Here is a 12,416-nt window from a genome sequence, read left to right on the forward strand (position 1 = left end):
TCCCCTCCAAGTAATAGTGTAACATCCATGTATGTACATGGTCTTTTTACACTGTCTACTTAAAGGGGATAATATCAAAAGCAAATTCCACTTTTCGGTCTCTATACTATCTTCTCTTCGTAATCTTTCCTGAACCACCGACCCTCGTTTTCGGGGGAGACGTATTCTTTGGCGGAGTTTTAATAGATGATTTCGGCTTCACATCAGATCCGCTCGATCCACCTGGATTTTTCGTGATTTTCCCTTTGCTTCCGGTAGAAGGCGGAGGTGTCGTATTACTTCCTTTTTCCGTAATACTTCCTTTATCACCTACAGATGATTTCGGATCTACATTATCTCCCCGCTTAATGATAGATCCTTTCCCTTCCTTCGTAATTGGAGGCGGGGTTTTCTTTTCTTCTTTCGTAGGTGGTCTTTCCGGGATAACCGGTTTATGATTTTGTCTGTCGTTATATCCGCGATAATCACCGTATGATGATTTCCGTGAACCGAATATATCGTTTAATATACTCCCCATAATATATCCTTGTAAGAAGGATGGTTGGTAATTTTGACGAACAAATTCTTCATTACTTATTTCAATTAACGTATCAGATGGTTTCTCTTTATCCTTTTGAAGATTATACATTTTATCAGAATAAACGAGAAACATTTGATTTTCGTCTTCTTTAGATGCTTGCTTCGGTTTCCTTTCGGCTATAAGTTCCTTTGCAACTTCAGGAACTGACCGATTGGCAGCCCTATACACGTAAGATTCTTGTTTACCATCCTTTGCGACAGACTCTAGCGGATAACGGTCCTGAATTGACTTCGCCTGACCACTTTGACAGCCCGATAAAGCATAACCGGCAATAACAAGTAATGTAACGATAGCAAGTATAGGGATCACGAACGATTTAATCATGGTAAACAATCGGTTTGACATGATTACGCCCCCCTTATGTTGCTCTTATGATTTGTACATCAGCAGGAATAATTGCTTCTCCCTCATACATCATTGTGCGACCATTTTGCCATTCAACACGTAATAATTTGCGGTTGTCAGACTGGAATTCCCATACGTACTGTTCTTCTGAAGCAGCGAATGGCGTTTTCCCCATAACAACAACACGTCCATTATATTGTTCTTCCATATGATACTCTATATCATCCATTTCAATCGTCGTCGGAATTTCATCAATTGAATCTAAACGACCGTCAATCGGTGTATACAATTTGTAATACGTATTTTCACGGTCTTCAATTTTTAAATAACGAATATCTTTCCCGTCCTGCAAAGTTAAAACGATCTCCTTGCGAGAATGCATGCTCGTTTTCCCAGTTAATTCGTACATTACTAACGAAACTTCAATCATATCGCCAGGAGCCAACGTTAAAAGACTCTTTTCTGGCTTTGGCGGCTCCGGGCTTTTCATTATATTTTTAATACGCTTAAATAAGCTCACAATCTACCCCTCCTTTTCTCTTTATAAACAAGCACCTAAAATAAGTGCCCCAACGATATGTAATGAACCAGCTAACAACGCATGCGCTACGCTGCCTTCTTTCGTTCCTTCTTCTAAATCTAAACCTGACATTTTCTTTAACACAAACTCAATGAACATTTCTACCACTAATAAAATAACGAAAGAAACTGCTGAAGCAAGAAGTGCTTGCCATAAGTCATTCGCTTTCGTAATCGATTGTGACAAAATGTATCCTTGAGCGAATAATTTCATAACGAAACGAGTTGTTACAGCTGTATTCCCGTTTTTTATTTCTTTTAAATCATTGTATTTTGTAAAAATCGAATCAACCCACATAATTGCAAATAAAAGTACCGCACTTGCTCCAGTCCATACAAGCATGGCTAAAACATTCGTCCACGTCATTGCAAAACCTCCTCTAAAAGATAATAGAAAACCGACATGAATTCTCTTCAGACATGTCGGTTTCTTTGTCTATTCTATATTATTTCTCGTACTGCTTCATAATACGAGCTAATTCATCGTCAACAGCAGAATTTTTATTTAAGCTTGCAAATTCATCATCTAATGACTTTTCTTTTTTGTACACTTCACCACTTGCTTCTGCCTCAGCCTCTAATTGAAGAGCTTTCTCTTCCATACGGCTTAAACCAGCTTTTGCTGAATTTGAATCGAATCCAGACATCGCCTGATTAATATTCTTTTGTGCTTTCGCTGCATTTACACGTGCTACAAGTGTTTCACGTTTATTTTTCAGCTCTGTTAATTGTTTACGCATTTCTTCTAGCTTCGCACGAAGATTATCAGCAGCAGCTTTATTTTGCTCATAGCTCGCTTTATATTCATTCATCTTTTGCTCTGCGTTTTGTTTTTCTTCAAGAGCACGACGCGCAAGATCAAGATTGCTTGCTTGAACAGCCATATGAGCTTGCTCTTCACGTTTTTTCACAAGTGCTTCTTGCTCTTCAAATAATAATTTAAACTTCTTCTCAAGCGCGATTTGAGCAGCTACACTTTTCTCAGCCTCTTGTACGTCCGCTTGCATATCGCGTAAATATTGATCCGTCATCTTAACTGGATCTTCCGCTTTCTCAATTAATGAATACACATTCGACATTGTTAAATCTCTTAATCGCTTAAATACAGACATCCAAATTCCTCCTATGATATACCTCATATTTCAAATTCGCTACTTGGAAAACTCAAAAATCTCCCTTTACAGTAAGAATATTCATTTTTACGACCTATGTGTTTATTATAACAAAACAAAGATGTCCTTACATGTTATTTCCAAAATACATACAATATAATATGACATTCTAGATAGAATATTGTATTCCTACTATATTCTTATTATTTATTTTCTCAAAATTAACTTATTTTTACGTACTTTCACTAAATTACATAATTGTAATGTTACTGTAAGCTAACTCGATAGTTGCATCTCCATATTTCTTATACACTAATACCAGAAGCAACGAACAAGCTTCTCATCATTTCAGAACTAATACAAAAACTGTATTTACTATAAAACATATAAAAAGGAGAAATCATCATGAAAAAATTAGTAGGAATCGGATTAGCAGCAGCAATTTCATTCGGAGCATTATCAGGTTGTTCTTTATTAGGAGAAAAAGCGAACGGCTTTGTATTATACGGAACAGAAGAGCAAGTCACGCAAATTGCAGATAAAAACAAAAAAGAAGTAAAAGAAAAAGATATGTATAAAATGAAACTTACAACACTTGAAGATAAAAAAGTTCTTGTAATGGATAAAAAAACTGGTGAAGAGTTTGTTAAAAAAGAATTACTGAAAAAAGTCGATAAAAATGACGACACAAAAGCAATTGATAAATTACCAGCTGTAACAGCGGACCAAGGTGTATTATTTGCAAAAGATAAAGTAGAAAATGCTACACTTGATGGAGCAAAATTAAAATATGAAGGCAACACAATTATCGGAAGTGGCCGCGCATATGCAGATATGTTCGCAATTGTTGACGATACAACTTACGGAAATGTAAAAGGTGAGGAAAAATCTGTAGGTGTACTAAAATTCGATAAAGACCCTAGTAAAGAGTTCCCTGGAAAAGTTGGTGTAGAATCCGCTCAACTTGTTACAATTAAAAAATAAGTAAAAAAGCTTTGCGAAATTCGCAAAGCTTTTTTCTATTTATTATGAGCAATTTGCTCCATATCCGGACTACAAGTTTGTGACTGACATGATTTATTTAAAGAACATGCTGCGCATTTTCCTTTTTTACTTCTCTTTACAAAATTCACTAGCGTATATGTTGCATAACCAAAAATGATAGCTCCAATTATAATATTGACCATCATCGTAATACATCTCCTTCTAGAATCCGAGTAAGGACCCAACTTGGTATATAATGAACGTTAATACATAAGCAACAACTAATGGATAAGCGACTGAGAAAATTGTCCATTTCATCGATCCTGTTTCGCGTCTAATAACAGCTACTGTCGCTAAGCATGGAACATATAATAAGACAAAGAACATAAATGCGTACGCTGATAAAGCAGTATAATGTGCCCCCATTACATTTCCTAGCACATCTTCTTTAACCGCATAAATAATTGCCATTGTAGAAACGACAACTTCTTTCGCTAAAAATCCTGTTAAAAGAGATGCCCCAGCTTGCCAAGTTCCAAAACCGAGCGGTGCAAATAGTGGCGCGATAAATCCACCAATCATCGCTAAGAAACTATCTCCCATATCGACACCAAATCCTGATGGGCCTGCATAGTTTAATAACCAAATGACAACCGATCCACCGAAAATGAATGTACCAGCTTTACGAACAAATCCTTTTCCTTTCTCCCATGTGCTCAGCCATAACGTTTTCGCTTGTGGCACACGGTAAGGCGGTAATTCAATTACGAAAATAGATTTTTCCGCTTTCAAAATCGTAAGAGACATAATTTTTGTAACAAGTAATGCAAGAACAATACCTGCAACGTATAAAGAGAACACAACAGTTGCCTGACTATTAGGGAAGAACACTCCCGCAAATAATGCATATACAGGTAAACGTGCTGAACAAGACATAAATGGTGTTACTAAAACTGTAAGTAAACGTTCTTTTTCTTGTTCAATCGTTCTCGCAGCCATGATACCTGGAACGTTACATCCAAAACCGATAATCATCGGAATGAACGCTTTTCCGTTTAAACCGAAAAACTCCATAATTCTATCCATAACAACTGCAATTCGCGCCATATACCCTGAGTCTTCTAATAATGAAATGAAGAAGAATAGTGCAAAGATTTGTGGAACGAATACTAATACTGCACCAACGCCCGCAATAATACCTTCTGTAACGAGTGCTTGAATAAAGTCAGAAGCGCCAACACTTGTGAGCCCAGCTGTAACCCAATCAGTAAGTTGCCCTCCAAAAAATCCATCAAGCATATCAGATAAAGGTGTACCAATCCACGTAAACGTAACCTGAAAAATAAAAAACATAACTGCTAAAAAGATTGGAAGTCCTAAAATTTTATGTGTAATTAACTTATCGATTTTTTCCGAAAAAGGAATTTCCCCTTCTTTCTCATGCTTCATAACATTTGTTTTTAACTTTTCAATATACGCTTCACGAGTCTTGTAAATATGCTCCTCTAACGTACAATCAAGTTTTTCTTCTAAGCGAGATCGAACGGCTACAAGTTCCTTATAAATTGATAGTGCTTTCATTTCTTTTTCTACTACTTCGTTATTGCTTAGAAATTGAAGGGCTAACCATCTTGGATGCTCATAATTCGCTATCTCTAAAAGAGCGATTATCTCTCCAATCCCTTCATCCACTTGTACACCATATGAAATAATGAATGGTTCTTTCTCTTTTTTGTCATTTTCTTTAAGAGTCGTAAGTAATTCTTCACAGCCTTTTCCGGTTCTTGCGATGACAGGAACGACTGTTACACCTAATATTTCTGATAATCGTTTTACATTGATAACAATTCCTCTTTGCTTCGCCACATCAACCATATTTAAGCCAATTGAAACCGGCTTACCAAATTCAAGTAATTGCAAAGTTAAATGCATATTTCGCTCAAATTGCGAAGAATCCACAATATTTAACATATGATGGAATTCGTCTGTTAGTAGAAAATTCGTAACGACACCTTCATCACGTGAAACTGGATTTAAATCATAGACGCCTGGTAAATCGATTAATGTTCCTTGCTTATCTTTTAATTTACCAACCTTCTTTTCTACTGTTACACCGCTCCAGTTTCCTACATATTCATAAGAACCAGTAAGTGCATTAAATAATGATGTTTTCCCTGTATTCGGATTCCCTAGCAAAGCAACCTTATTCACGCTAATTCCACCTTTATCATTTTCGCGTCACAATGACGAATACTAATTAACTGTCCGCGACACTCCAATGTACAAGGACCTTTAAACATCGCTTTCTGTTTTATGCGAAGCTCGCTTCCTTCCGCAAGACCGAAAGCAGCTAGTCTACGCTTCAATAACTGATCTAACGACTGAATACTTTTTACTAACACTTTCTCACCAATTTTAATATCTACTAAGCTCATAACCTTCCCCCTCAGAAGAGAATGATAATTATTTTCAAAAAAATTATATCATACTCTATTTCATTTGGACTATACCCTTTCGCTTCATATTTATTAACATTTCGCTACAATTCTATTTCAAACATTGTCATACTAGGTTCATTTGCCATTCTCATCCATTTCGCTTACAATAAACAATAGCAAATAAAGAATCTCGTTATCACAGGGGGAGCCTTATCGCTGAGAGGGAACACTTCGTTCCGACCCTTAGAACCTGTTAGTTAATACTAGCGCAGGGATTGTGCAAACGTCCGAAATACATACCTCTTTTTTATTTACGTATTTCGTATCCTCCTATGATATCTATTCTTTTTTTTGTACAACTTGGATTTAGGGGGAGACAACATGCGTAACACCAATTTACAAGCGATGATCGAATCTGCTATTCTTGCAGCCTTCGCCATGATTATCGACATTTTACCATTATCACTTAAACTTCCAACAGGTGGTTCCATTTCATTTGCAATGATTCCTATTTTTATTATCGCATACCGCTGGGGCTTCAAAATGGCTTTCTTAGGAGGCTTAATTTGGGGACTATTACAAATTGTCGTAGGTGATGCCTACATTCTAACACCGGTGCAAGCATTCATTGAGTACTTCGTTGCCTTTGCCTTTATCGGCTTTGCTGGTTTATTCTATCGTCCAATTCAAAAAGCACTTGCCTCAGACAACAGTAATGCAGATCATTCCAATTTTGGCAGTCGTAAAGATAAACCAAAACAGAACAAAGGCAAAAAAGCACTCGTTTACATTATACTTGCCACATTTGTCGGCAGCTTTGCACGTTATTTCTGTCACTTTATTGCTGGCATTATTTTCTTTGGTCAATATGCACCTAAAGGACAATCAGCTGTCTTATATTCATTAATTGTAAACGGCAGTACAATGATCGGCTCTTTCATACTATGTACTGTATTACTAATTCTTTTATTTACAACTTCACCACGCTTATTCAAAAGCATCGGTGCTTATCAAATGAATAGAGAAAAGAAGAGCGCCTAATGAGCGCTCTTTTTTCATATCGTAATATCAATAATAAATACAATAAATGCACAAAAGAAAATAAATACAATCACACCTAGTAAATTGCTATTCACGGCTAATCTACTCCTTACATAACCTCATTTTCTATCCAAAGTATACTGCTCCAAAATAAAGATTAGGTAAAGATAATATGAAGTTAAATTAAAAAAGCGTAACATGTATTGTCTACGCTTTTTTCGGTAAATAGAAGTAAAATAACACACCATCTTCTGTATTCTTTACCCCATATTCAGCATCGTGCAGTTCTAAAATATTCTTTGAAATTGCAAGTCCAAGCCCTGTTCCACCTTGTGAACGCTGACGAGCTGCATCCACGCGATAAAAACGATTCCAAATTTTATCTAATTGTTCCTCTCCAATGTGGGTACCTTTATTTTCAATACACACTTTTATACGATCCTTCCCGTCTATTGTGGAAATAATAATATCTTCTTTATTTGGTGTATAACGTATGGCATTCGTAATGAAATTTACGATGACTTGTTCGATCCGGCCTTGATTTGCCATCACTTCAAATGGACCTATATTTTTATGAACACAAAGTTCTTTTTTCTCTATTTCTACAGAAAGATGTTCACATATATCTTCAATTACTGTATCAATATAAAATAAATCCATTTTCATTTTATATGTACCTGACTCAAATTTAGCTAACTCAAGCATATCTAAAATTAACGTATCCATTTTATCTACTTCCCGTTCCATCGCCTGAAAATAGTACTCTTTTTTATGCTCCGCTACTCCATCTTTTAAAATAGAAATACAGCTTTTCATAATACTCAGCGGAGTTTTTAGTTCATGCGAAACACCAGAAATGAATTCTTTTCGCGTCTTTTCTAACTTTCTTTCCTTTTCAATATCTTCTTCTAACTGTCCAATATGCGAATGGAGTTTATTTGATAGTACATTAATATTTTTCGATAAATCTCCAATTTCATCTTTTGAAGTAATCGGTATTTTTTCTGTAAAATCTAAATGCGCTATTTTCTTCGTCGTATCATTTATTTTTAATAATGGTTTTGCAATTTGTTTAGAGTAATAGAAAGAGGCTAGAAAAATGAGAACGACTACAAATGCAATGATATAGATGTAATAATCTTGCACCATTTGTACAGCTTCATCTACAGGTTGTAAAGAAGCCATCGCATATATATATGTGACCGATCCGTCTTTTTCTTTTATTGGCTTCAGTAATAATTTATATTTAATATCATTTTTTTCATAGTCCATTGTCTTTGTTGAATACTCTATTTGATTACTCTCTTTTAGTACTACATCCGATTGAAATTCTTTTATACTATCCAAAAATAAAGTGTTTTTATAAATTGGATTTATGGGGCCTTTTACATCAGGGAATTGTACTTTCGTAATTTTCCCTGCTAGATTAAAGTCCGAATTTTGAGCCGCCCTCTTCTGTTCCTCAGCACTCATAACTCCAGCAACTTTGTTTCTTTCCATAGCGCTAGAATCTTGAGCAACTTTTGGCCTCCCATCACTCATCTGAATTTCTTTTGCAGCTATTTTTTTACCTAACGATTTATTCAGCCAACTCAAATTTAAATCTTCTATATGTACATAACATGTGATAAAACTATCGTCTCGTTTTAGCCCATAAAAATAGACTGAGCGTCCTTCTAACTTAGGTAGTGTCCCACCTTCAATTTCATCTATACTCATGAGATAGTACAAAGGCATCTTGATTACCTTTTTTCCAAACTCCTTTTCCGCCCTACGTTCCAAAGTAACCTCTACATAAAAATCATCCACATGTTTTAAATTCCCATTCTGATCCAATGTCGTAATCCACGTATTATTTTCTCTTAAAAAGTCCTGCTCCAGCTTCTGAATCCCTTCTGCACTTCCTGCATAGTTCAAATAATTCTTTTCGAAGGAATTTAAATTCACTTTAATATCTTCCACTTTTCGATTCGCATAATATTGTTTAAAAAATATCGTTTGTCCAATAAATATCGTCGCTAAAATTAACATACATAATGCTGTTGTGAGGGTAAATAGTTTTAGTACAATCCCTTTTCTCATACATTCCCCTCAAATTTATAACCTGTTCGTACTACAGTTGTAATGTACTTTGCTTTCTCTCCTAATTTATTTCTTAAATTACGAATATGACTATTAACCGTTCGATCGTCACCAGCAAATTCATATCCCCAAATTCTTGAAATCAATTGCTCCCGTGTTAAAACAATCCCTTGATTTTTCATAAAATACGCTAATATTTCAAATTCTGTATGTGTTAAATTAATGTCTGTTCTATCTACCGTAACAGTGCGCGACGGAAAATGAACGTGAATACCGTGGATTGATAATGTATCATCTTCATTCTCTAAAAGTTGCTTTGTCACTTTTCTACTTTCTAACAATCTTTTCGCTCTTGCTAATAAAATTGGAGGACTGTATGGCTTTGTCACATAGTCATCCGCTCCAAGTTCAAATCCAAGTAACGTATCATCTTCCTCTACACGTGCCGTCAGCATAATAATAGGAACCTCGGATGTTTTACGGATTCTTCGGCAAACGGACCACCCATCAAGTTCCGGCAACATAATATCTAAAATAACTAAATCAACCTCTTCTTCCTCAAATACAACTAAAGCTTCTTTCCCGTCTCTCGCTTCAAACACTATATATTGCTCACTTAAAAAATAATCTTTTAATATTTCACGTAATATATCTTCATCTTCCACAATTAAAATATTTTTTGCCATAACTTATATATCCCCTCCTGCTTTCAAAAACTATCACTTCATTTTGAATAACTAGCAGTTAACTTCGCCTCGATAATATATCTATCTGGTGCATCTCCTATATAATCAAATGGATAGCAAGTAGTCAGTGTTAATATTGGTTCTTCTTTTTTTATAATAACAGTCCGATCATCCGCATGGGTAATCCATATCTTTTGAATTTCATATGTGTAAGTTTTATTATCATACTCTAAAACAAGAGTGTCTTTTTCTTTTAACTCTCCTAAATCTGTAAATACAGTATCCCGGTGCCCACTTAGTACAGTATGCCCCCCTCCAGATGGCGTTGTCGTTAAATCACTAACGAACATACCAACTCCTTTTTCCAAAGTTGTATCATTCGCCTCCCAATATACAGAAAACTTCTTCTTTATTTTCGGTATATTTAACACCGCTACCTTTTCTCCTTCTTTATGCTCTGTTTGAGAAGAAGGTACTTTGGAAGTTACAGGCGTTTCATGAGAAAGGTGAGTATCTTGTATATTTTTAAGGCTCTTTATTTCCTCATTCGTTAATTCTTGCGCAGCGCTTTTTCCTTTATACCATTCCACAGCGTAATACGATCCCATGAATAGCCCTATGGCCATCAATATGATACCAATATAATTGAGTAACTTCATGCTTCATCCCTCCATGCAAAAAATGGTAGGAATAACCTACCATTTTTAATATATGAAATTATCCCATTCTTTATAGAAAAATATTTTATTTACGCCTTAACTTTATTACGACGATTCAAACCAAATAATGTCCCTATCCCTACAAGACATGCGCTTAATGCCATCATTGCTACATTATTTGATGCTGTATTTGGTAATTTTTCACCTTGTACAACTGGCTTCGCTACTTCTTTTTTTGCCGCATCATTTTTTGGTTGTACTTGTGCTTCTTCTTTTTTCCTTACTTCATTCTTTTGCCCTGCTTTTATCGCTTCTTCTTTTTTAGCCATATCACTTTTTTCTTGTACTTGTGCCGCTTGCTTTTTCTCTTCTACACTTTTTTGCTGTTCCTTAATCGCTGCTTCTTTTTTCGCTTTATCTTGTTGCAGCTGCGCTGATTCTTCCTTTGTTACTGTTCCAGTATCCGCGCTTGCTACTGAAGAATATCCTACTGTTAAAAGTGCCATTGCACAGATTGGTAATAGTTTCTTTTTCATTTTATATCTCTCCTTTTATACGTTTTACATCACTTCGCATCGGATGTATCACTAGAATAAACAAGAGATATAAATATAAGATGCAGATGAAATATATTTCATTTAAAGATTTCATTGTAGAAAAAAAGGTTATCCGAAATAATCTTCGGATAACCTTTTTTATTTAATCTACACTTAAAGCCTTCTTGCCCATTTGATTATAAATACTTGCAAAGTGGCTCTTACTCACTTTAACATTTTTCGTCCCATAAAATGGATCATTATAGTACACGTAATTATCATCGACACCTGTTAAAACAACCGCATGAGTATTCATTCGCCCATAAATTGTTTTTCCACCTGGTGTTTTCCATGTTGTAATTGGTCTTGGATTATTTAGTGCTACAGTTACCCAAGTAACAACTGGTTTCCCATTTCGCACATAATTTTCCAGTACTGAAAAATCATTTCCTGTTAAGTTCGTTCCTCTTGCATATTTATCTAACAATCTTTTTAATGGTTCTGGATTAATAGAATATCCTGGCGTATTTCCTGTCACATCACCTACAAATCCTACATCTGGATCTCCCCAAATTTGTGATGATGTTTTATAGTTCTTTAATTTCGTTTGATCAAAAGGCATTTCAAAAGCAAATGCTACTTTATTTAATGAACGACCAATTTGATGTTCCACAAGCATTTGTAAAGAGACTACTTCACAGCCATTGTGTAATTCTGGGAATTGATAAATTGATGGTACGTTCAATATCACTTGACTACGATTAACATTGCCTTCATTAACCCATTTCAAACCATTATTAGTTTGTATCTGAATCCAACCGCCTTCTCCTTCGCCATAAACTTCTACTGTTTGGGGAGAATATTTCCCTGATACACGCGATACAAAACTAGGGCTGTCATATGCAAAAAAAACTTTAGATAAATACTTTGTCTCCTTTTTCGTGTCCAACCATTGGTATCCTGCATATGTACTTATTCGAAGCCACGTTCCTCTTTCTTCTACCACAGTTACTGTTTGTGGTCCATAATACGATAAAATTTTCGCAGAGCGTGACGGAGCATCATAAGTAGTAAAGTCTCTATCAATCTGTACTTTTTTTTCAGTTAGACATACCCATTTATAGCCTAAACTAGTATGAATTTTAATCCAATCGCCTTCTCTTTCTTCAACAACCGTCACTTCTTGCGGAGTATACTCGCCTGAAATACCCGACGATAATGACGATTCATTATATGTAACGAAGTTTTTCGTTATATTTACTTTCTTCTCAGCTAAGCACACCCACTTAAAACCCAGATCCGTATGAATTTTTATCCATCCACCGTCTCTTTCTTCATACACCTTTACTTCTTGTGATGCATACTCATTTGAAA

General features: G+C 35.5%; 14 protein-coding genes and 1 riboswitch. Of the genes, 2 read left to right on the forward strand and 12 right to left on the reverse strand.

All coding sequences use genetic code 11. From position 1 onward, the window contains the following. Positions 1-106 precede the first annotated feature (106 nt). The 4 genes from JDS80_RS29460 to JDS80_RS29475 all read right to left on the reverse strand — a co-directional run bounded on the left by JDS80_RS29460 (position 107) and on the right by JDS80_RS29475 (position 2,616). Positions 107-925 carry a DUF4247 domain-containing protein gene (locus JDS80_RS29460; RefSeq protein ID WP_098889436.1) on the reverse strand — a complete coding sequence of 273 codons (819 nt, stop codon included), beginning with the start codon at positions 923-925 and terminating at the stop codon, positions 107-109. 13 nt (positions 926-938) lie between these two features. After that, on the reverse strand, positions 939-1,445 hold the full coding sequence (locus JDS80_RS29465; RefSeq protein WP_000051748.1) for a DUF4178 domain-containing protein: 507 nt from the start codon (positions 1,443-1,445) through the stop codon (positions 939-941). A gap of 21 nt (positions 1,446-1,466) precedes the next feature. Further along, complete coding sequence (locus JDS80_RS29470; RefSeq protein WP_098889437.1) at positions 1,467-1,871, reverse strand: DUF350 domain-containing protein; 405 nt, start codon at positions 1,869-1,871, stop codon at positions 1,467-1,469. Between the two features lie 79 nt (positions 1,872-1,950). Next, positions 1,951-2,616: a PspA/IM30 family protein gene (locus tag JDS80_RS29475; RefSeq protein ID WP_071710946.1), complete on the reverse strand. Its 666-nt coding sequence runs from the start codon at positions 2,614-2,616 to the stop codon at positions 1,951-1,953. A gap of 405 nt (positions 2,617-3,021) precedes the next feature. Between JDS80_RS29475 and JDS80_RS29480 the strand changes: the two genes are divergently transcribed. Then, positions 3,022-3,600, forward strand: a complete 579-nt coding sequence (locus tag JDS80_RS29480; RefSeq protein ID WP_199640684.1) for a lipoprotein BA_5634 family protein — start codon at positions 3,022-3,024, stop codon at positions 3,598-3,600. 35 nt (positions 3,601-3,635) lie between these two features. Here JDS80_RS29480 and JDS80_RS29485 read toward each other — a convergent pair whose 3' ends face one another. From JDS80_RS29485 to JDS80_RS29495, 3 genes are read right to left on the reverse strand one after another with little or no spacing between them, the layout of a single operon-like run. Then, entirely contained in the window at positions 3,636-3,806 is a 171-nt protein-coding gene (locus JDS80_RS29485; RefSeq protein ID WP_098889439.1) for a FeoB-associated Cys-rich membrane protein, read from the reverse strand. Positions 3,807-3,822: 16 nt separating this feature from the next. Further along, positions 3,823-5,811 carry a ferrous iron transport protein B gene (gene feoB / locus JDS80_RS29490; RefSeq protein ID WP_098889440.1) on the reverse strand — a complete coding sequence of 663 codons (1,989 nt, stop codon included), beginning with the start codon at positions 5,809-5,811 and terminating at the stop codon, positions 3,823-3,825. After that, entirely contained in the window at positions 5,808-6,035 is a 228-nt protein-coding gene (locus tag JDS80_RS29495) for a FeoA family protein (protein ID WP_000060510.1), read from the reverse strand. The genes feoB and JDS80_RS29495 overlap by 4 nt, the downstream gene beginning before the upstream one ends. Positions 6,036-6,229: 194 nt before the next feature. Then, positions 6,230-6,331, forward strand: a riboswitch (TPP riboswitch). A gap of 88 nt (positions 6,332-6,419) precedes the next feature. On the opposite strand from JDS80_RS29495, the gene thiT reads away from it, so the two are divergent. Then, positions 6,420-7,079: an energy-coupled thiamine transporter ThiT gene (gene thiT, locus JDS80_RS29500; protein ID WP_098889441.1), complete on the forward strand. Its 660-nt coding sequence runs from the start codon at positions 6,420-6,422 to the stop codon at positions 7,077-7,079. Between the two features lie 207 nt (positions 7,080-7,286). On the opposite strand, the gene JDS80_RS29505 is transcribed toward thiT, so the two are convergent. From JDS80_RS29505 to JDS80_RS29525, 5 genes are all read right to left on the reverse strand, one after another. Further along, positions 7,287-9,161, reverse strand: coding sequence for a sensor histidine kinase (locus tag JDS80_RS29505; protein WP_199640685.1), 1,875 nt, complete (start codon positions 9,159-9,161; stop codon positions 7,287-7,289). Continuing rightward, complete coding sequence (locus JDS80_RS29510; RefSeq protein ID WP_199640686.1) at positions 9,158-9,847, reverse strand: response regulator transcription factor; 690 nt, start codon at positions 9,845-9,847, stop codon at positions 9,158-9,160. Before JDS80_RS29510 ends, JDS80_RS29505 begins: the two co-directional genes overlap by 4 nt. A gap of 38 nt (positions 9,848-9,885) precedes the next feature. Further along, the gene (locus JDS80_RS29515) at positions 9,886-10,506 is read right to left on the reverse strand and encodes a class D sortase (RefSeq protein ID WP_098889444.1); all 621 of its coding nucleotides are present in this window, start codon (positions 10,504-10,506) and stop codon (positions 9,886-9,888) included. A gap of 89 nt (positions 10,507-10,595) precedes the next feature. Next, positions 10,596-11,042, reverse strand: coding sequence for an LPXTG cell wall anchor domain-containing protein (locus tag JDS80_RS29520; RefSeq protein WP_098889445.1), 447 nt, complete (start codon positions 11,040-11,042; stop codon positions 10,596-10,598). 163 nt (positions 11,043-11,205) lie between these two features. Further along, positions 11,206-12,416: C39 family peptidase (locus JDS80_RS29525; protein WP_199640687.1), on the reverse strand; the 1,211-nt coding region annotated here is incomplete at its 5' end.

Origin of the sequence: Bacillus cereus group sp. N8, from assembly GCF_016483685.1 — a bacterium.
In the GTDB taxonomy this organism is placed as follows: Bacteria; Bacillota; Bacilli; order Bacillales; family Bacillaceae_G; genus Bacillus_A; species Bacillus_A proteolyticus.

What these genes read in the sequence shown, in the direction of transcription:
- JDS80_RS29475 (WP_071710946.1), bottom strand. Translation starts at nt 2,616, where the DNA reads ATGTCTGTATTTAAGCGATTAAGAGATTTAACAATGTCGAATGTGTAT.
- JDS80_RS29520 (WP_098889445.1), bottom strand. Translation starts at nt 11,042, where the DNA reads ATGAAAAAGAAACTATTACCAATCTGTGCAATGGCACTTTTAACAGTA.
- JDS80_RS29480 (WP_199640684.1), top strand. Translation starts at nt 3,022, where the DNA reads ATGAAAAAATTAGTAGGAATCGGATTAGCAGCAGCAATTTCATTCGGA.
- JDS80_RS29460 (WP_098889436.1), bottom strand. Translation starts at nt 925, where the DNA reads ATGTCAAACCGATTGTTTACCATGATTAAATCGTTCGTGATCCCTATA.
- JDS80_RS29510 (WP_199640686.1), bottom strand. Translation starts at nt 9,847, where the DNA reads ATGGCAAAAAATATTTTAATTGTGGAAGATGAAGATATATTACGTGAA.
- JDS80_RS29515 (WP_098889444.1), bottom strand. Translation starts at nt 10,506, where the DNA reads ATGAAGTTACTCAATTATATTGGTATCATATTGATGGCCATAGGGCTA.
- JDS80_RS29470 (WP_098889437.1), bottom strand. Translation starts at nt 1,871, where the DNA reads ATGACGTGGACGAATGTTTTAGCCATGCTTGTATGGACTGGAGCAAGT.
- JDS80_RS29485 (WP_098889439.1), bottom strand. Translation starts at nt 3,806, where the DNA reads ATGATGGTCAATATTATAATTGGAGCTATCATTTTTGGTTATGCAACA.
- JDS80_RS29495 (WP_000060510.1), bottom strand. Translation starts at nt 6,035, where the DNA reads ATGAGCTTAGTAGATATTAAAATTGGTGAGAAAGTGTTAGTAAAAAGT.
- JDS80_RS29505 (WP_199640685.1), bottom strand. Translation starts at nt 9,161, where the DNA reads ATGAGAAAAGGGATTGTACTAAAACTATTTACCCTCACAACAGCATTA.
- thiT (WP_098889441.1), top strand. Translation starts at nt 6,420, where the DNA reads ATGCGTAACACCAATTTACAAGCGATGATCGAATCTGCTATTCTTGCA.